The organism is Sphingobium aromaticiconvertens, assembly GCF_037154075.1.
Classification (GTDB): Bacteria; Pseudomonadota; Alphaproteobacteria; order Sphingomonadales; family Sphingomonadaceae; genus Sphingobium; species Sphingobium aromaticiconvertens.
Map to the genome: position 1 here is coordinate 4,885,396 of NZ_JBANRJ010000001.1, position 16,576 is coordinate 4,901,971.

A 16,576-nucleotide genomic window follows, 5' to 3' on the forward strand; every position below is an offset into this window, starting at 1 on the left:
GGGTTATTCCCCCCTCAATGAATGAAGACGATGGCAAGAACAGCGGGCAAGGCAAGGCCAATCACGACCAGCGGCCATGTGCTGGGGCGCTTGGCCGCATGAAGTTGCAGCAGCAGCAGTCCGGTCAGCGCGAACAGGAAGCAGGCGATCGAGAAGATGTCGATGAACCACTTCCACACCGCCCCGGCGTTGCGGCCTTTGTGCAGGTCGTTCAGATAGCTGATCCAGCCGCGCGAGGTCGCCTCGCTGGTGACGGCGCCCGTCTCCCGGTCGATCGCGACCCAGCCGTCGCCGCCGGGGCGTGGCAAGGCCAGATAGATTTCGCCGGCGGACCATTCGGCCTCGCCGGTGCCACGTTGGCCGATTTCCTTTTGCACCCATTGCGCCACCGCGCCGGGCAGCGGCTTCTTGGCATCAGGGGCATCGTCGGGCGCAACCTGCTTCAACAGCGCGGTCGGCAGCGTAGCCGCCTTCTCCACCGTTTGCGGCGATCCTTCCACGTCAGCGGCGTGGTTGAGCGTGATCCCGGTGAACGCGAACAGCAGCAGGCCGATAAGGCTGATGGCGGAACTGACCCAATGCCAGGTATGCAGCTGTTTGAGCCAGAAGGCCTTGGGGCTTTTCTTGCGGCCGCCGGATTTCAAGGATTTGGCGGACATCTGGCGTTGCACGGACTCGATAAGAAGAAGATAGCGCGCGATAACGCGAACGACTCTCAATTGCAAACCAAGATGCAGGAGAAAATTGTATCGAAATGTACAACAGGACACGCCGTTCTTCAGCCTCCCCCGGCGCGAAGGAACCGCATGGATCGCTGTCCGTTTCCGATCCGCAATGAACGCTCGCTCCTCCCACTTGCCGCGCGGGCACCTGGCCCATATCCGCGCCAACATCGTTCTGTACGGCGCGCTGGCAGCCAATCTGGGGATCGCCGTCGCCAAATTCGTCGCGGCGGGGATCAGTGGCTCGTCGGCCATGCTGACAGAGGGGGTGCATTCGCTGGTCGACAGCGGCAATCAGCTATTGCTGCTCTACGGCCAGCATCGCGCCGCCCGGCCGCCCGATCGCGCCCACCCCTTCGGCTATGGGCGGGAGCTGTATTTCTGGGCCTTCGTCGTCGCGATCCTGATTTTCGCCGTGGGCGCTGGTGTCTCCATCTATGAAGGTTGGGTGCATATCCGCGCGCCGGAGCCGTTGCGCGATCCCACGATCAACTATGTCGTGCTGGGCATCGCCGTCGCGCTGGAGGGAACATCCTGGGCCATAGCGGTGCGCGAATTCAACGCTCGGCGGCGCGGGGTCGGCTGGTGGCTGTCAGTGCGGCGATCGAAAGATCCGGCAGGCTTCATCGTGTTGTTCGAGGATAGCGCCGCGCTGATCGGGTTGTTGATCGCGGGCATCGGCGTGTGGGCCAGCCACCATTATGCCGACCCGCGGCTGGACGGCGTGGCGTCTATCGCGATCGGGCTGGTACTGGCGGGGGTGGCGATGTTGCTGGCGCGCGAGGCCAAGGGGCTGCTGATCGGGGAGAGTGCGGACCCGGCCCTGATCGACACCATCTGGCAGGCACTGGAGCGGCGATCGCAGATCACCACGGTCAATCATGTCCGCACCATCCACACCGCGCCGGATGCGGTGTTCGTGGCGATCAGCGCGGACTTTGAGGACAGCCTAAGCATGGGCGCGGGCGAGACGCTGATCGAAGCGATAGAAGCAGAGTTGAAGGCCGCGATCCCGACATTGACCTCCATCTATATCCGTCCCGAGAAGAGCGAGGATGCTGTTATTCAGACCGGGGCGGGACCGATTACACGAACAAGTGAATGACCTCTGCCTCCGGCATCGCCGATTCGACCAGCAGCGTGCGGTGGCAACAGGCGGGATCACGTTCGAAACAGAGCAGCACGGTTGGCCGATCCCGCGCCATGTCGACCAGTTGCAGGGCCGCCAGTTGCGCTTCGGGCAGGTCGAGTTGCGCGCCATAGATGCGCGTGAGATCGGCATGGCGGCCTCTACGCGCTGCCTCGCGCCCATCGGGCGGCGTTCCAAGCGCCTTGAAGCCGATATAGTCGATCCCCGCTTCCCGTAACGCGGCGGCAAGAACATTCTTTGAGAATCCGGGGCGGCGCGAAAGTGGCACTGCGCGCACATCCGCCAAAAGGGTCACGCCTGCCTGATTGAGCCGCGCAATGAAATCAGCCTGCGTTGCGCCCTCATAGCCGATGGTGAAAATCTGCATGGCGTTGATGTGGTACAGCAACGCAGTTGGATCAATGGTGGACGGACCCTAAAGTCCGCTCATGGGTTGAGGGCGCAACGCAGAGGAGGCGCATGATGATCGATCCCTTGAGCAGCTGGATGCGATGGAATGACATGGCGCTCGCCATGATGACCAACAGTGCGAAGATGGGCGAGGCGTGGATGGCATCGGGCCGGGTGATCGACCATCGGCTGGGGCTGCTCCGCGCCGATGCCGGATCGGTCGCCGCGCAGGGTGAACTGGCGCGGATGGTGCCGGAAAAGATGGCCGCGTTCAGCCAGAGCGGCTGGGCGGCCATGTCTGGCTGGTGGGCGATGCAGAGCGACATGATGAGGCTGGGACAGGATATAGCATTCAGCGCCTTGCGGATGCAGTCCCCTGGCCCGCAGGCCATGCGCGCATCGATGGCCCGCTCCCAGCGGGTCGCGGGCAAGATGACGAAAGCGGCGACGGCAATGGTGACGCCGGTGCATAAGACCGTCACCGCCAACGACCGGCGCTTGAAGAAGACGCGCTAAGGCAGAATGCAGCGCCGATCGCATCGGATCGGCTGCGCCAAACCGCCTCCTATCGCACCAATGCAAGCCTGACGATCAGTGGCCCGGAAAAGCCATTAGCGCGGCGGTAGCGATGCCGTCGTCCGCCAGCGCCTTCATGCCTCCAAGATCAGGCAGGTCGATGGCAAAGAGCGCCATGAGGACGCTGGCGCCCTGTTCGCGCAGGAGCTGCGCAGCGGCGAGCGCAGTGCCACCCGTGGCAATCAGGTCGTCGACCAGCAGCACGCGGGTGCCGCGCGGCACCTGCCCTTCATGCATTTCGAGCCGGTCGGTGCCATATTCCAGCACATAATCAATACCCACGGTTTTGCCCGGCAGCTTGCCCGCCTTGCGCACCGGCACAAAACCCGTGCCCAGTTCCAGCGCCAGCGCCGCCCCCAGGATGAAACCGCGTGCCTCGACTCCGACAACGAGATCGACGTCAAGCGGACGGGCCAACGCCGCCATCGCATCGACCAGATCACGCAATCCTTTCGGATCGGCGAGCAGCGTCGTGATGTCGCGAAACTGGATACCGGGCTTCGGAAAATCCGGGATGGTGCGGACCAGGTCGATCAGGCTCTGCGTCATCATAGCGTTCCTCGCATGCAAAGGGGGCGCAAGTCCTCGCGGACCGCGCCCCCTTATTATCTTTCAGCCCCGAAGGACGGCTGCCGTCAGGCGAGAGCCTTCTTCTTATCCGCCCAGATATTCTGGTAAGACATATAGGCAAGCCCCGTTGCGATCAGCAGGAAGATGACCGTTGCCAGCCCCGCACGACGGCGGTTTTCCAGCTTCGGCTCGGCGGTCCAGGTCAGGAACGCGGATACGTCCTGTGCCATCTGGTCGACGGTCGACTTGGTGCCGTCCCCATAGGTGACCTGACCTTCGGCTGTCAGCGGCGGCGCCATCGCCAGGTTGAGGTTCGGGAAATAGGGGTTGTAGTGCAGGCCTTCCGGTGTCTTGGAATCCGGGAACGCCTTGAGCAGTTCGGCGGGTTGTGCCTGGAAGCCGGTCAGCAGCGAATAGACATAGGCCGAACCATGATGGCGCGCCTTCGTCATCAACGACAAATCTGGCGGGATCGCATTGTTGTTCGCCGCAGCCGCCGCGACATTGTTCGCGAACGGCTTGGGGAAATGATCGGCCGGAATCGGATCGCGGCCTGCCATCTCACCGGTCTTGGGATCGACGTCAGGAGTCTTGATCGGCCACTGCTTGGCAATCGCCTTCACCTCGGCCTCATTATAGCCCAGGGCTTCAAGGTCGCGGAAAGCCACGAACTTCAGGCTGTGGCAGGCCGCGCAGACTTCCTTGAACACCTGGAAGCCGCGCTGCAACTGTGCCTTGTCATAGGTGCCCAAAGGCCCGTCGAACGAGAAGGCGACATGTTTGGGTGCGCGGTGGAACTCGTGCTCTACCGTCGGTTGTGGCGGATCGGTGACGAAGGCCACCGCGCCCACCAGGAAGGATACCAGCAGCCAGCCCGCGAAGAAGAGGCCGACAAGGAATGCGCCAATGCGAACCATGTTTACTCTACCCCTTATTCGGCCGGGACAGCGGCGGTTTCGCCGTCAGTCTTGCCATATTTTGCCAGCACGGCCTCGGTGATGGAACCGGGCAACGGCAGCGGCTTTTCAAAGCGCGAGATCAGCGGAAGGATGATCAGGAAGTGGGCGAAATAATAAGCCGACGCGACCTGAGAGATCATCACGAAAGGCTCTGCCGCCGGCGCGCCGCCGCAATAGCCCAGCACCGCTACGTCTGCGAGCAGTATCCACCAGAACTTCTTGAAGGTCGGACGATAGCGGCCCGACCGCACTGGCGAGGTATCAAGCCAGGGCAGGAAGAAGAGCAGCAGGATCGACGCGAACATCGCCAACACACCCAGCAGCTTTGCGGGGATGAAGAAGAAGTCCACCGTGAAGGCGCGCAGGATGGCGTAGAAGGGCCAGAAATACCATTCCGGCACGATGTGCGCGGGCGTCGAGAGCGGGTTCGCCTCGATATAGTTGTCCGGGTGGCCCAGGAAGTTGGGTGCAAAGAACAGCAGGATCGCGAAAGCGATCAGGAAGATGCCCGCGCCAAAGCCGTCCTTGGCCGTGTAATAGGGATGGAAGGGCACCGTGTCCTGCGGCCCCTGCACGTCCACGCCGGTCGGGTTCGACGAACCCGGAATGTGCAGCGCCCAGATATGCAGGATGATGACACCCGCAATCACGAACGGCAGCAGGAAGTGCAGCGAGAAGAAGCGATTGAGCGAGGCATTGCCGGGCGCGAAACCGCCCAGCAGCCAGGTCTGGATCGGTTCACCCACGACCGGGATCGCGCCGAACAGGCCGGTGATCACCTTCGCCCCCCAATAGGACATCTGCCCCCAGGGAAGCACATAGCCCATGAAGGCGGTTGCCATCATCAGCAGGAAGATCACGAGGCCCAGCAGCCAGACCATTTCGCGCGGCGCCTTGTAGGAGCCGAAATAGAGGCCACGGAAAATGTGGAGATAGACGACGATGAAGAAGAAGCTCGCGCCGTTGGCGTGCGCATAACGCATCAGCCAGCCCGAGTTCACATCGCGCATCGTATGTTCAACGGTGCTGAAGGCCACAAGATCATTGGCGCCATAATGCATGGCCATGATGATACCGGTGACGATCTGGATGACGAGCGCGAGACCCGCCAATACGCCGAAGTTCCAGAAATAGTTGAGGTTGCGCGGCACCGGATAGCCAGCGCCGACCGCGTTGTAGACGAGGCGCGGAAGCGGCAGCTTCTCATCGACCCACTGCATCACGGGATGTTTGGGAGTATAGTGCTCAGCCCAGGGAAAGCTCATCGTTTCTTACCTCAGCCTACGAGAATGGCGGTGTCGGAAGTGAAGCTGTACTTCGGCACTTCCAGGTTCTTGGGCGCGGGGCCTTTGCGGATGCGCGCAGCGGTGTCGTAGGACGAACCGTGGCAGGGGCAGAAATAGCCGCCATACTCACCCTTATTCTCGCCCTCGCCCGCGCCCAGCGGTACGCAGCCCAGATGAGTGCAGACACCCATCGTCACCAACCACTGGGTCTTGCCGTCGACGGTCCGTTCGGCCAGCGTCTGCGGATCGCGCAGGGTGGACACGTCGACCTTGTCGGCCTCCGCGATTTCCTTCGGCGTCAACTGACGCACGAACAGCGGCTGTGAGCGGAAAGTGGTCTTGATCGCCTGCCCCGGCTGGATCGACGACAGGTCAACCTCGGTCGAAGCCAGCGCCAGCACGTCGGCGCTGGGGTTCATCTGGTTGACCAGCGGCAGCACGACCGCGACCGCGCCAACGCCAGCGAAGCTGACTGCCGCGATATTGATGAAATCGCGGCGGCGCACGCCGTCTCCACCGGATAGATTTTCGGTGTCCGTATGTTCAACCGTCGCCATGCACCTTACCCTTGCAAGAACGTCCCTGACCCCGCCCCAGTGCCTTCACCGGCCCTGATTATCAAGGGATTTGGCGCGACCATACAAAAATGGCCCCGCTTTCCCCCCAGCGTGGTTCGCGGGCCTGATAGCCGGATGCCGCGCCCTTTGCCAACAGGCAATTTGGCAAGCCTATGACAATTTGCCACATTGCGTCAGAGCGGACAGGATCTAAGTCGGCACCAGAGTCATAATGACTTTGCCTGTTTTCTCGAAATTTCGGGCCAGCAGATGTTTTCATCTGACGCCAAATCGCTTTAAGGCGCAGCCATGCGTATCGCCCTGTATCAGCCAGAGATTGCCGGCAATGTCGGCGCCATATTGCGGCTGGCCGCCTGTTTCGCTGTGCCGGTGGACATCATCATGCCGACCGGCTTTGCCTTTTCCGACGCGAAGCTGAAGCGGGCAGCGATGGATTATGGCGCAGCCGCCGACGTGACCCGTCACGCCAATTTCGATGCGTTCGCCGCATTCTGCCGAGCAGAGGGGCGGCGAATCATATTGATGAGTAGCCATGCGGCGACCCGGCTGCCCGACATCGCCTTTCGTCCCGGCGATGTCCTGTTGATGGGATCGGAAAGCGCGGGCGTGCCCGATAGCGTGCGCGACAGCGCCGACCTGCGCGTCCGTATTCCGATGGCGCCGGGCTTTCGATCCTTGAATATCGCGGTATCGACCGGCATCGCGCTGTCCGAAGCCTTGCGGCAGACTGGAGCTTACCCCGAATGACGACCCCGGCCCCCACGATCCCGATGGACGATCAGCAGCAGGCCGCCCGGACCTGGTTCGAATCACTGCGTGACCGCATCTGCACGCAGTTTGAGGCGATCGAACGCGAATCGAGCAGCGACGCGGTCTTTACCTATACGGCCTGGGATCGCGAGGCCGATGGCAACGCGCCGGGCGGGGGTGGGGGCGGCGTGCGCGGCGTGATGAAGGGTAAGGTCTTCGAGAAGGTCGGCGTCAATGTCTCGACCGTGGGCGGCGCGCTTTCCCCCGATTTCGCCGGAAGCATCCATGGCGCCGCGGAAGATCCGCAATTCTTCGCCACCGGCATCAGCCTGGTCGCGCATATGGCCAATCCGCATGTGCCCGCCGTGCATATGAACACGCGCTTTCTGGTGACGACGAAACGCTGGTTCGGGGGCGGCGCCGACCTCAACCCGCCAATTCCCTATGGTGAGGATACCGCGCATTTCCACGAAACGTTGAAGGCGGCGTGCGACGCCCATGACCCGGACCATTATCCCCGGTTCACAAAATGGGCCGATGATTATTTCTTCATCCCCCATCGCGGCGTCCATCGCGGCGTGGGCGGCATCTTCTACGATCATCTGGAGGGGGATTTCGACGCGAACTTCGCCTTCACACGCAGCGTCGGCGAAGCCTTTCTGGAGGCCTTCGCGCCGATCGTGCGGCGGCGGATGGCCAGCGAATGGACGCGAGAAGAGTATCAACAGATGCTCGAATGGCGCGGCCGCTATGCCGAGTTCAATCTGGTCCATGACCGGGGCACGCTGTTCGGCCTCAAGACTGGGGGCAATATCGACGCGATCCTGATGAGCCTGCCCCCTATGGCCGCGTGGAACTGACAGCATAATGGGTCTGATCCCGGTCGACAATCGCCAGATCGCAACGGTCGTCACCCATCTGGAGATGCGTGAGCGGCCCCGGCCCGCGCCGATTCCCGCCGCGCCCTTCCGGCTGGTGCCATGGAAACGGCCTTCGCTGGACGCCTATCGCACATTGTTCCGGCGGGTGGGCGAGCCATGGCTGTGGTTTTCCCGGCTCGTCATGTCTGACGAGGCACTGGCCGCGATCATCCATGATCCGCAGGTTGCCATCTATGCCGTGACCGATCTGGCGGGGATCGAAGTAGGGTTGCTGGAACTGGACTTTCGCAAGCTACCCGATTGCGAACTGGGTTTTTTCGGTCTGGTGCCGGAAGTGACCGGCAAAGGCGTGGGGCGCTGGTTGATGGCGCAGGCCAAGGCGCTGGCCTGGCGCAAGGACGTGACCCGCCTGTGGGTGCATACCTGCACGCTCGACGGTCCTACAGCGCTGGGCTTCTATATCCGTTCGGGCTTCAACCCCTACCGCCGAGAGGTGGAGACGTTCGACGACCCTCGTCTGCTGGGCTATCTGCCGCGCGAGGCCGCGCCACAAATCCCGCTGCTGGGTTAAGCCTCCGCCTGGCGGTAGAGCCGGGCGATCATCACCAGCATGTAGAGTTGCACCACGGTCGACACCAGCGCACCTGCGATGCTTCCGGTCAGGCGCGCTGCATCCGGCCCGGCGACAAGACCAGCCAGTGCGCCAATAACCGTCTGCGCGGCTGTGCTGACAATGGCCGATACGATCGTCAGCAACAGCAGGAAGGCCAGTAGCCGCCAGACATGCCCACGCGTCAGCGCCCAAGCATGGCGGATCGAGTCGCGCACACCCAGCGTCCCGTCAATCACGACCGGGTTGAGCAGCACCAGCCGGACGCTGGCGAAGATCAGCGCAACACCAAAAGCCAGCGTCAACACTCCGACCAGGAACGCCGCCACCGCGGGCGAGACGAGCGTGAGGATCGCGACCAGAATCGCGCCCACCAACACGACCGCGCTAAACAGGCCGATCAGCAGCAAGGCCGTGCCCAGCAATACCGGCAGGCGCGCGATGCTGAGGCGCAGCGCTTCCCCGACGCTGATTCCCGGCCGCAACGCCAGCGCGAATAGCGTGAGCGACCCGAACCAGATGACGACAACCGTGATGAACAGCGCGGCCCAGAAGCTTGGCCCCACCGGCGGCAATGTGGTCTTCGTCTGCGTGAGCATCCATTGCGTCAGCTCGGGCGGCACCATTTCCTGAAGGATGAGGCCGGGCAGTGCCACGAACAGCAGCGCCACTGGCAGTAACAACGTGCTTTCCCGCGCAACGAAAGCGACGCTCTCTTCCCATGCCTTGCCGATGGAGATGCTCGCCATATCTGTGTAACCGGTCCTAAAGGCCCCGAGCGAAAAGCCCTGAGCGAAATGCAGCGCAGACTTGATCCCTCGTTTGCCCCAAGTCAAGGAAACGCCATGTCGCAAGATGCTCCTGTTCCCGCCCCCAACGCCACAACCGCCTCCGCTGGCGTCGACGCCATCGAATGGCGCACGTCGGACACGCTGATCGACTACCCGCAGGCGCTGGCGGATATGGAGGCGCGTGCGGCCGCAATCGCGGCTGGCAAGGCAAGCGAGCGGGTCTGGCTGCTGGAGCATCCACCGCTCTATACGGCGGGCACCAGCGCGGATGTCGCCGAGCTGCTGGACCCACGCTTTCCCGTCCATGATGCCGGGCGCGGGGGCCGTTATACCTATCATGGGCCGGGGCAGCGCATCGGCTACCTCAATCTGGACCTGGGCGCACGGGGCAAGGACGTCCGCAATTTCGTCCATCATCTGGAAGGCTGGGTGATCGACGCGCTGGCCGATTTCGACATCGCCGCGCGACGGGCAGAGGGGCGGATCGGCATCTGGACCGACGACCGGGACGGGCGAGAGGCAAAGATCGGCGCGCTGGGCATTCGGGTGCGGCGCTGGGTGACGCTGCACGGTTTTGCGATCAACGTCGACCCCGATCTGTCCCATTTTGGTGGCATCGTGCCGTGCGGGATCGCCGACTATCCCGTGACCAGCATCGCCGCGCTGGGGAAAAATGCGTCGATGGCGCGGCTGGATGAAGCGCTCAAGCGCCATTTCCCCGCTTTTCTGGCCCGCCTGCGCCGCTGCCCTACAGGGGTTGAGCAATGCGAGACGCCTCGTTAGGGTCCGCCCCCAATTGATTACCCCCACGTTAAGGAGACCCGGATGCGCCCAGCGCTCAAGACCCTGTTGCCGATCGGCGCCCTTGCAGCTTGCGCGCTCCTGGCCGCCTGCGGTGGCGGGGACAAGGGTGGCAACAGCGTCCAGATGAAGGATATGGAAGTGGTGGACGGTACGGCCACCGACGCCATGACCGACCTGGATGGCGTCCAGAGCGAAGGCACCAGCACGGTCCTGCCCGCCGGCAACGCTGCGGAAAATGGCACGACCCCCGCAAAGCCCGCTGAAAAGACGCAAAGCGACGATTCAGAAGTGTTGTCCGATCAATAGAGCGATTTCCAGTCAGATGGACTCATCTGACGGTTAAGAAATCGCGGTATGTCGAAAATCTGGAGTGTGCTCCGGTTCAATCAAACCGAAACACACTCTAGGCTGGAATGTCGGGATTAACCGTCCTATTCATCACATCCTATACCGGCCCTGTCGCAACAGGGCGACATTCACATGGATCGGCGCGGCTTGCGCGCCAAAAGGGAAGGACGCCCCACATGCACCCCATCCTGGCCCGGCCAGCCATTGCCGCGCTGTTGCTGGTCGCGGCGCTCAGCGCCACACAGCCTGCCGCCGCCCAGATCTACTGGTCGCCGCCGGACCTGTCTGCCCCGCCGCTGACCGACGCGACCGCCGCCACCGCATTGGGGCTGCCCGGCGCGACCCCGGCAGAGCTGCGCGCTGGCATGGTATGGAATCTTCGCGCCGCGCTCAACATCGCCGCGCTCCAGTGCCAGTTTGAGCCTACCCTGCTGACCGTCAGTAATTATAATGCGATGATCGCGCATCATGATACGGAATTGGACACGGCGCAGGCGGCCATATTGGGCTATTTCCAGCGCACCGCGGGCAAGGGCCGACCCGGCCAGATCGCCAATGACCAATATGGCACGCGCATCTATTCGGGCTATTCGACCGTACAGGCACAGCGCGGCTTCTGCCTCGCCGCCGGAGAAGTGGGCCGGCAGGCGATCTTCGCGGATCGCGGCAAATTATGGGAAGTGGCACAGAACGGCCTTGGTTCGATCAAGAAGTCGCTGGTGCTGGCGAGCGAGCAATTTTACGGCGACCCGTCCAGATCCTACCATGTCGCCCTCCCCTCCTTTGATCCAAAATGCTGGAAGAAGGGCGTGCTGCGGCCAGAGTGCCAGGTAGAGTGGAATGCCAAGGCGGGCGTCAAGATTCCTCAATAAGCCAGAAAGTTTGAGGCGTCGCGCAGCGGCTTCGTCGCGCGATGCCTCAACGAAGCCCGAGATATTTGTGCGCCTGCACCGTCAGGCGCCATTTTGGCCGTGCGAGGACGAAATCGACCGCCGCCTGCGCGTTCTCGCGGGCCTGTTCATTGTCCATCGGCTGCAACAGATGGTGGTCGAAGGCCCAGCCCTCCATCGCGTCGACATCGCTGCCCGGCTGCGGCCAGACGAGCTTGAGTTCGTTGCCGCTGTGCTGGACAACCTCGCTCCCGGCCTTGGGGCTGACGCAGATCCAGTCGATGCCGGGATGCACAGGCAACGTGCCATTAGTCTCGATGGCGATGGTGAAACCACGCGCATGTAGCGCATCGACCAGCGCGCCATCAACCTGAAGCATCGGCTCCCCGCCGGTCAGCACGACATAGCGCCCGGCCTCGCCCGGCCCCCAAAAGCCCAGCACGGCGTCCGCCGCCGCATCGGCATCCCCAAAGCGCCCGCCGCCCAGACCATCAATGCCGACGAAATCCGTGTCGCAAAACTGGCAGATGGCGCTGGCCCGATCCTGCTCGCGCCCGGTCCACAAATTGCAGCCGGCAAAGCGCAGGAACACCGCGCGTCGCCCCGCCTGCACACCTTCCCCCTGAAGGGTCAGGAACATCTCCTTGATCGCATAGCTCATGGCAGCAGCTTCACAGGCGACAGATCAGGGACGAACGGCATAGTCGGTCGGGTCGGGCAGGCCCGCCTCGTCAAACCCCTTGGCGCGCAGGCGGCAACTGTCGCACAGACCGCAATGCTTGCCATCAGGCGTCGGATCATAACAGGACCAGCTTAGTCCTGCGTCAAGACCCAGACGATGCGCCTCCCGCACAATGTCCGCCTTGCTCATATGTTGCAGGGGCGCATTGATGTGGATCGGATTGCCCTCCACCCCTGCCTTGGTCGCCAGCGTCGCCATCTTCTGGAACGCCTCGATAAATTCCGGGCGGCAATCGGGATAACCTGAATAATCGAGGGCGTTGACGCCGATGAACACATCGCTCGCGCCTGCAACTTCGGCCAGCCCCAGCGTCAGCGACAGGAAGATGGTGTTGCGTGCGGGGACATAGGTGACCGGAATATCGTCCCCCACCCCACCCTTGGGCACGGCAATGTCAGCGGTCAGCGCCGACCCGCCAAAGGCGGTAAGGTCGAGCGGCAGGACGATGTGCGATATCGCGTTGAGTGCGGTCGCGACCCGCTGCGCCGCGCGCAGTTCGACCCGATGACGCTGGTTATAGTCGATCGACAGAGCCAGGACGCGATAGCCTGCTTCGCGGGCAAGCCCCCCCGCAACCATCGAATCAAGGCCGCCCGAAAGCAGGACGACGGCAAATTTTCCATTATTGGCAACCATGCGCCCCGCGCTAGCGCTCCGAACGCTTCAGGGCAAGTCGCGCCATCAGCACATCAGCGGCAGATGCCGACCCGGCGAGCCTCTACCGCCATCTCGAAGGGCGCGCCATCGGCGATACCCTGCGCCTGGATCTGCGCCAACCGTGAGGTTTCCGTGCGCAAGGCCGTCCGGCCGCTGCCCGATACCCCGCAATCATAGGTCACGACCAGTTCGCGCGGCGTATCGGTGACGATGAAACGCTTGCAACTGGCGCGGCCATGACGAAATTGCAGCAATTGCTCCAGATCACTTACGCACAGGCGCCGGACTTCACTGCCCGCGCCGCGTTCCCGCAATTCCCACTGGCCCGGCTCCAGTTGATGCAAGGCCTTCATGGGTGGCGTCGGTTCAGCACCGGCCATAGCTGCCATCATCATCGCAGCACCGGTCGTGAAGGCGCGCAGCCACATACTGTTCATGACATTCCGTCTTCCCACCATCCGCAACGACGCCCTGCACCGCAATTACGGCGATTTCATGCCAAAAAAGGCACGACCTGCCTTGCCGCATAGTATTTCGGGCCAACTACTATTTCGGAAACGTCACGGCCCGTTTCAATGGGTGACGAAGCTGTCCAGTGCGAGCGGGAATATGCGCGAGCAGAAGGCGCAATCAACCGCGATCACTCCATCACCATCCGCCATCTCCACCCGCTCGTCCGCAGGAAAGCGGCCGATCACATCGCGGATATGGTCAAGGTTGCATCGACACCCCTTGGCAAGCGCGACCGGCTCGATTACCCGCACTTCCTCTTCCTCGTGGAACAGGCGCCAGACGATGTCGGGCAGCGGCAGGCTGGTATCGGTCAGCTCATCGTCCTTGAGCGTCGCCGCCAGCGCCTGCACATGCTCCCATTCGGGATGGTCGTGGCGGACATGCAATCGCTCCCGCCCGACTTCACCCTCCGGCAGATGCTGGATCAGCAGGCCAGCGGCCGTACAGCCCTCTCCCGGTTCATGCCGGGTCGCGATCTGAACAATGCTGGGGATCTGCTCGGACTGAAAGAAATAGAGTTCCGCCGCCCGGCCAAGCGATTCGCTGTCGAGCGGTACAATGCCCTGATAGCGTTCTCCAGTGACGGACTGGTCGAAGGTGACGGCCAGATAGCCCTTGCCGAACAGGCCGAACAAGGTCGGGTCGCTGCCAATCTCGGCAAGGCGGTCGGCGTCGAACTTGGCATAACCACGCAGATCGCCATCCTTGTAATCGGCGACCAGCAGGCTGACGACGCCATTTTCGGTCTGCGCCTGAAGCGTCAATTGTCCACCCGCCTGCTTGAGCGTGCTGCCCAGCAGCGCCGCCAGCACCAACGCAGAGGCCAGCAGCCGCTCGACCGGCGGCGGATAGCTATGGGCGGCCAGCACCGCGTCGAGCGTCGGCCCCAGCCGCACGATGCGGCCGCGCACCTGGCGCGAGGGGATGGTGAAGCCAAGGGCCTGATCGAGATCGCGAGAGGTCACATAAAGTCCTTTGAACCGTGCGGGCCGAACCTGTCGAAGCCACATTCCTGAGGCGCGGCCGCAGGACCATACGCATCCTTGGCTCCAACAGGTTCAGCCCGAGCGGGAAAATGTGTCGCCCGGATATAGGTTGGCCTTACAGCTTTCCAAGCGCCCAGAGCAGCACCGACTTCTGCGCGTGAAGGCGGTTTTCCGCCTCATCCCAGATCAGCGACTGCGGGCCGTCGATCACCTGTTCCACCACTTCCTCGCCGCGATGGGCAGGCAGGCAGTGAAGAAAAAGCGCACCGGGCCTTGCCGTCGCCATGAGCGCGGGCGTCACCTGATAGGGCATCATAGCGGCCAGCTTTTCCTCCGCATGGTCCTGCCCCATCGAAATCCAGGTGTCGGTGACGATCACATCAGCGCCCGCCGCGACCGCCATCGCATCACGCGACAGGGTGATGGTCGCGCCGCGCGCCGTCGCCTCTTCGGCAAAGCGGGTGTCAGGCTCATAGCCTTCGGGCACGCCGATCCGCACGCCGAACTTGAGCAAGCCCGCCGCCTCTATGATTGAATGGAGGACATTGTTGCCGTCGCCCAGCCACGCCCACTGGCTGCCGGGCAGGGCCAGGCCGTGTTCGACCACGGTCAACAGGTCGGCGACGATCTGGCAAGGATGCGAAAGATCGGTCAGGCCGTTGATGACCGGGACGGTCGCATGGTGGGCCATCTCCTCGATCTTCGCATGGTCGTCGGTGCGGATCATGATCGCGTCGCACATGCGGCTGAGGACGCGTGCGGTGTCGGCGACCGTCTCCCCCCGGCCCAACTGGCTGGTCGCGCCGTCCAGGATCAGCGACGTACCGCCCAGTTGGCGGATCGCCATGTCGAACGACACGCGCGTGCGGGTCGAGTTCTTCTCAAAGATCATCGCCAGCGTATGCCCCGCCAGCGGCGCGTCGGCATCGGCGCGCCCCTTGGGCCAGGCGGCCCGTGCGGCCTTGCGGTCGATGGCGTCCGCGATCATCGCGGCGATTGCGTCGCCGCCTGCATCGGACAGGTTCAGAAAATGTCTGGTCATAAATACCCCTCAACCCGTTCGGTCCGCAGCTTCCGAAGCCCTGCCCCTCCCCGGAGAGACGAACAGGCCTTCGATACGCTCAGGCCGAACGGTCGTTGGTTCAGGCCGCCTGCGACACCGCAAAGCTGCGCGCGCCAGCGGACAGCTTTTCGATACATTCGGCGATATGGCTGTCCTCGATCACCAGGGGCGGCAGGATACGCACGACATTGCCCCCCGCTGCGACGGTGAGCAGGCCGTGATTGTCCCGCAGATGCGCCACGAAGTTTCGCGCCTCGACGCTGTCCTTGAGCTTCACGCCCAGCATCAGGCCCATACCGCGCACATCCTCGAACAGCCCGTCATGGTTGGGGATCAACTGCTCCAGCGCCGAGCGCAAACGGGCACCCTTTGCCTTTACATTGTCGAGGAAGCCGTCAGCCAGCACTTCGCCCAGCACTGCTTGCCCCACCGCCATGGCGAGCGGATTGCCGCCATAGGTGGAGCCATGCGTGCCTGCAACCATGCCCTTGGCCGCTTCTTCCGTCGCCAGACAGGCGCCCAGCGGGAAGCCTGCGCCAATGCCCTTGGCCACGGCCATGATGTCGGGCGTGATGCCATATTGTTCATGCGCGAAGAAGGTGCCGGTGCGGGCATAGCCGCACTGGACCTCGTCCAGAATCAGCAACAAGCCCTGCTCGTCACACGCCTGACGCAGCCCGGTCAGGAACGCCTCCGTCGCTGGGGTGACGCCACCCTCACCCTGCACCGGTTCCAGCAGGAAACCAGCGGTGTTGTCGTCGATCGCCGCGAGCGCAGCCTCCAGATCGTTGAACGGCACCACGGTGAAACCGGGCAGCAGCGGCTCGAACCCATCGCGCATCTTGGGCTGGCTGGTGGCCGAAATGGTCCCCAGCGTCCGCCCGTGAAAGGCGTTGTCGAAGCTGATGATCTTGTGCCGGTGCGGATTGCCATTGGCATAATGGTAACGGCGCGCGGTCTTGATCGCGCACTCGACCGCCTCGGCCCCCGAATTGGTGAAGAACACCGTGTCGGCGAATGTATTGTCCACCAGACGCTTAGCAAAGGCCTCACCCTGCGGCGATCCATAGAGGTTCGACACATGCATCAGCGTCGCGGCCTGATCCGTAATCGCCTTGACTAACGTAGGATGACCGTGGCCCAGCAGGTTGACGGCGATGCCGCTCGCAAAATCCAGATAACGCTCGCCGCGCTCGCCGATCAGGTAGCAACCCTCTCCTCGGACCGGACGCACATCGCACCGGGGGTAAACGGGCATGAGCGGCGTAATCGACATCGTACCTTCCCTTCTGGATATGCGTGACGGGCTT

21 protein-coding genes are annotated in these 16,576 nt (G+C 63.0%); 8 read left to right on the plus strand and 13 right to left on the minus strand.

The genetic code is table 11. The features are described from left to right. Window positions 1–14: 14 nt before the first annotated feature. Entirely contained in the window at window positions 15–659 is a 645-nt protein-coding gene (locus WFR25_RS23720) for a PepSY-associated TM helix domain-containing protein (RefSeq protein WP_336974250.1), read from the minus strand. A gap of 175 nt (window positions 660–834) precedes the next feature. Between WFR25_RS23720 and WFR25_RS23725 the strand changes: the two genes are divergently transcribed. Then, the gene (locus WFR25_RS23725; protein WP_336974251.1) at window positions 835–1,827 is read left to right on the plus strand and encodes a cation diffusion facilitator family transporter; all 993 of its coding nucleotides are present in this window, start codon (window positions 835–837) and stop codon (window positions 1,825–1,827) included. On the opposite strand, the gene WFR25_RS23730 is transcribed toward WFR25_RS23725, so the two are convergent. Continuing rightward, on the minus strand, window positions 1,808–2,239 hold the full coding sequence (locus WFR25_RS23730) for a DUF488 domain-containing protein (RefSeq protein WP_336975027.1): 432 nt from the start codon (window positions 2,237–2,239) through the stop codon (window positions 1,808–1,810). The genes WFR25_RS23725 and WFR25_RS23730 overlap by 20 nt on opposite strands. 92 nt (window positions 2,240–2,331) lie before the next feature. Here WFR25_RS23730 and WFR25_RS23735 point away from each other — a divergent pair, with 92 nt between their 5' ends. Further along, complete coding sequence (locus tag WFR25_RS23735) at window positions 2,332–2,778, plus strand: hypothetical protein (RefSeq protein ID WP_336974254.1); 447 nt, start codon at window positions 2,332–2,334, stop codon at window positions 2,776–2,778. A 75-nt stretch (window positions 2,779–2,853) separates the two neighbouring features. Here the strand turns inward: WFR25_RS23735 and WFR25_RS23740 are convergent, their stop codons facing one another. The 4 genes from WFR25_RS23740 to petA all read right to left on the minus strand — a co-directional run bounded on the left by WFR25_RS23740 (window position 2,854) and on the right by petA (window position 6,210). Continuing rightward, complete coding sequence (locus WFR25_RS23740) at window positions 2,854–3,390, minus strand: adenine phosphoribosyltransferase (protein WP_336974255.1); 537 nt, start codon at window positions 3,388–3,390, stop codon at window positions 2,854–2,856. An 83-nt stretch (window positions 3,391–3,473) separates the two neighbouring features. After that, window positions 3,474–4,325, minus strand: coding sequence for a cytochrome c1 (locus WFR25_RS23745; RefSeq protein ID WP_336974257.1), 852 nt, complete (start codon window positions 4,323–4,325; stop codon window positions 3,474–3,476). Window positions 4,326–4,339: 14 nt separating this feature from the next. After that, window positions 4,340–5,632: a cytochrome b gene (locus tag WFR25_RS23750; protein ID WP_336974259.1), complete on the minus strand. Its 1,293-nt coding sequence runs from the start codon at window positions 5,630–5,632 to the stop codon at window positions 4,340–4,342. Window positions 5,633–5,643: 11 nt separating this feature from the next. Further along, window positions 5,644–6,210 (minus strand): ubiquinol-cytochrome c reductase iron-sulfur subunit, encoded by a 567-nt coding sequence (gene petA, locus WFR25_RS23755; protein ID WP_336974260.1) that lies wholly within the window; start codon window positions 6,208–6,210, stop codon window positions 5,644–5,646. Between the two features lie 309 nt (window positions 6,211–6,519). On the opposite strand from petA, the gene WFR25_RS23760 reads away from it, so the two are divergent. The 3 genes from WFR25_RS23760 to WFR25_RS23770 are packed head-to-tail and all read left to right on the plus strand — an operon-like array spanning window position 6,520 to window position 8,433. Further along, window positions 6,520–6,978 (plus strand): tRNA (cytidine(34)-2'-O)-methyltransferase, encoded by a 459-nt coding sequence (locus WFR25_RS23760; RefSeq protein WP_336974262.1) that lies wholly within the window; start codon window positions 6,520–6,522, stop codon window positions 6,976–6,978. Continuing rightward, entirely contained in the window at window positions 6,975–7,841 is an 867-nt protein-coding gene (hemF, locus tag WFR25_RS23765) for an oxygen-dependent coproporphyrinogen oxidase (protein WP_336974264.1), read from the plus strand. The genes WFR25_RS23760 and hemF overlap by 4 nt, the downstream gene beginning before the upstream one ends. A gap of 7 nt (window positions 7,842–7,848) precedes the next feature. Further along, a complete protein-coding gene (locus WFR25_RS23770; protein WP_336974266.1) occupies window positions 7,849–8,433 on the plus strand; it encodes a GNAT family N-acetyltransferase in 585 nt (194 codons plus the stop codon). Here the strand turns inward: WFR25_RS23770 and WFR25_RS23775 are convergent. Then, a complete protein-coding gene (locus WFR25_RS23775; RefSeq protein ID WP_336974268.1) occupies window positions 8,430–9,221 on the minus strand; it encodes a DUF7847 domain-containing protein in 792 nt (263 codons plus the stop codon). The two genes, WFR25_RS23770 and WFR25_RS23775, sit on opposite strands and share 4 nt — an antisense overlap. Window positions 9,222–9,317: 96 nt before the next feature. On the opposite strand from WFR25_RS23775, the gene lipB reads away from it, so the two are divergent. The 3 genes from lipB (at window position 9,318) to WFR25_RS23790 (ending at window position 11,287) form a co-directional block, all read left to right on the plus strand. Then, entirely contained in the window at window positions 9,318–10,046 is a 729-nt protein-coding gene (gene lipB / locus WFR25_RS23780) for a lipoyl(octanoyl) transferase LipB (RefSeq protein WP_336974270.1), read from the plus strand. 42 nt (window positions 10,047–10,088) lie between these two features. Beyond that, complete coding sequence (locus WFR25_RS23785) at window positions 10,089–10,373, plus strand: hypothetical protein (protein WP_336974271.1); 285 nt, start codon at window positions 10,089–10,091, stop codon at window positions 10,371–10,373. Between the two features lie 218 nt (window positions 10,374–10,591). Next, window positions 10,592–11,287, plus strand: a complete 696-nt coding sequence (locus tag WFR25_RS23790) for a hypothetical protein (protein WP_336974272.1) — start codon at window positions 10,592–10,594, stop codon at window positions 11,285–11,287. Window positions 11,288–11,333: 46 nt separating this feature from the next. Here the strand turns inward: WFR25_RS23790 and queE are convergent, their stop codons facing one another. The 6 genes from queE to WFR25_RS23820 all read right to left on the minus strand — a co-directional run bounded on the left by queE (window position 11,334) and on the right by WFR25_RS23820 (window position 16,542). Further along, window positions 11,334–11,966 (minus strand): 7-carboxy-7-deazaguanine synthase, encoded by a 633-nt coding sequence (gene queE, locus WFR25_RS23795; protein ID WP_336974274.1) that lies wholly within the window; start codon window positions 11,964–11,966, stop codon window positions 11,334–11,336. A 24-nt stretch (window positions 11,967–11,990) separates the two neighbouring features. After that, on the minus strand, window positions 11,991–12,683 hold the full coding sequence (gene queC / locus WFR25_RS23800) for a 7-cyano-7-deazaguanine synthase QueC (protein ID WP_336974277.1): 693 nt from the start codon (window positions 12,681–12,683) through the stop codon (window positions 11,991–11,993). A 53-nt stretch (window positions 12,684–12,736) separates the two neighbouring features. Beyond that, window positions 12,737–13,141 (minus strand): DUF3617 domain-containing protein, encoded by a 405-nt coding sequence (locus WFR25_RS23805; protein WP_336974279.1) that lies wholly within the window; start codon window positions 13,139–13,141, stop codon window positions 12,737–12,739. A 135-nt stretch (window positions 13,142–13,276) separates the two neighbouring features. Beyond that, window positions 13,277–14,182 carry an Hsp33 family molecular chaperone HslO gene (hslO, locus tag WFR25_RS23810; RefSeq protein WP_336974281.1) on the minus strand — a complete coding sequence of 302 codons (906 nt, stop codon included), beginning with the start codon at window positions 14,180–14,182 and terminating at the stop codon, window positions 13,277–13,279. A gap of 136 nt (window positions 14,183–14,318) precedes the next feature. Continuing rightward, complete coding sequence (gene argF / locus WFR25_RS23815; RefSeq protein WP_336974284.1) at window positions 14,319–15,245, minus strand: ornithine carbamoyltransferase; 927 nt, start codon at window positions 15,243–15,245, stop codon at window positions 14,319–14,321. A 100-nt stretch (window positions 15,246–15,345) separates the two neighbouring features. Then, entirely contained in the window at window positions 15,346–16,542 is a 1,197-nt protein-coding gene (locus WFR25_RS23820; RefSeq protein ID WP_336974285.1) for an aspartate aminotransferase family protein, read from the minus strand. Between the last annotated feature and the right edge of the window lie 34 nt (window positions 16,543–16,576).

Excerpts from the sequence above, each read along its gene's own strand:
- WFR25_RS23720 (WP_336974250.1), bottom strand. The coding sequence starts at position 659 with ATGTCCGCCAAATCCTTGAAATCCGGCGGCCGCAAGAAAAGCCCCAAG.
- WFR25_RS23725 (WP_336974251.1), top strand. The coding sequence starts at position 835 with ATGAACGCTCGCTCCTCCCACTTGCCGCGCGGGCACCTGGCCCATATC.
- WFR25_RS23730 (WP_336975027.1), bottom strand. The coding sequence starts at position 2,239 with ATGCAGATTTTCACCATCGGCTATGAGGGCGCAACGCAGGCTGATTTC.
- WFR25_RS23735 (WP_336974254.1), top strand. The coding sequence starts at position 2,332 with ATGATGATCGATCCCTTGAGCAGCTGGATGCGATGGAATGACATGGCG.
- WFR25_RS23740 (WP_336974255.1), bottom strand. The coding sequence starts at position 3,390 with ATGATGACGCAGAGCCTGATCGACCTGGTCCGCACCATCCCGGATTTT.
- WFR25_RS23745 (WP_336974257.1), bottom strand. The coding sequence starts at position 4,325 with ATGGTTCGCATTGGCGCATTCCTTGTCGGCCTCTTCTTCGCGGGCTGG.
- WFR25_RS23750 (WP_336974259.1), bottom strand. The coding sequence starts at position 5,632 with ATGAGCTTTCCCTGGGCTGAGCACTATACTCCCAAACATCCCGTGATG.
- petA (WP_336974260.1), bottom strand. The coding sequence starts at position 6,210 with ATGGCGACGGTTGAACATACGGACACCGAAAATCTATCCGGTGGAGAC.
- WFR25_RS23760 (WP_336974262.1), top strand. The coding sequence starts at position 6,520 with ATGCGTATCGCCCTGTATCAGCCAGAGATTGCCGGCAATGTCGGCGCC.
- hemF (WP_336974264.1), top strand. The coding sequence starts at position 6,975 with ATGACGACCCCGGCCCCCACGATCCCGATGGACGATCAGCAGCAGGCC.
- WFR25_RS23770 (WP_336974266.1), top strand. The coding sequence starts at position 7,849 with ATGGGTCTGATCCCGGTCGACAATCGCCAGATCGCAACGGTCGTCACC.
- WFR25_RS23775 (WP_336974268.1), bottom strand. The coding sequence starts at position 9,221 with ATGGCGAGCATCTCCATCGGCAAGGCATGGGAAGAGAGCGTCGCTTTC.
- lipB (WP_336974270.1), top strand. The coding sequence starts at position 9,318 with ATGTCGCAAGATGCTCCTGTTCCCGCCCCCAACGCCACAACCGCCTCC.
- WFR25_RS23785 (WP_336974271.1), top strand. The coding sequence starts at position 10,089 with ATGCGCCCAGCGCTCAAGACCCTGTTGCCGATCGGCGCCCTTGCAGCT.
- WFR25_RS23790 (WP_336974272.1), top strand. The coding sequence starts at position 10,592 with ATGCACCCCATCCTGGCCCGGCCAGCCATTGCCGCGCTGTTGCTGGTC.
- queE (WP_336974274.1), bottom strand. The coding sequence starts at position 11,966 with ATGAGCTATGCGATCAAGGAGATGTTCCTGACCCTTCAGGGGGAAGGT.
- queC (WP_336974277.1), bottom strand. The coding sequence starts at position 12,683 with ATGGTTGCCAATAATGGAAAATTTGCCGTCGTCCTGCTTTCGGGCGGC.
- WFR25_RS23805 (WP_336974279.1), bottom strand. The coding sequence starts at position 13,141 with ATGAACAGTATGTGGCTGCGCGCCTTCACGACCGGTGCTGCGATGATG.
- argF (WP_336974284.1), bottom strand. The coding sequence starts at position 15,245 with ATGACCAGACATTTTCTGAACCTGTCCGATGCAGGCGGCGACGCAATC.
- WFR25_RS23820 (WP_336974285.1), bottom strand. The coding sequence starts at position 16,542 with ATGTCGATTACGCCGCTCATGCCCGTTTACCCCCGGTGCGATGTGCGT.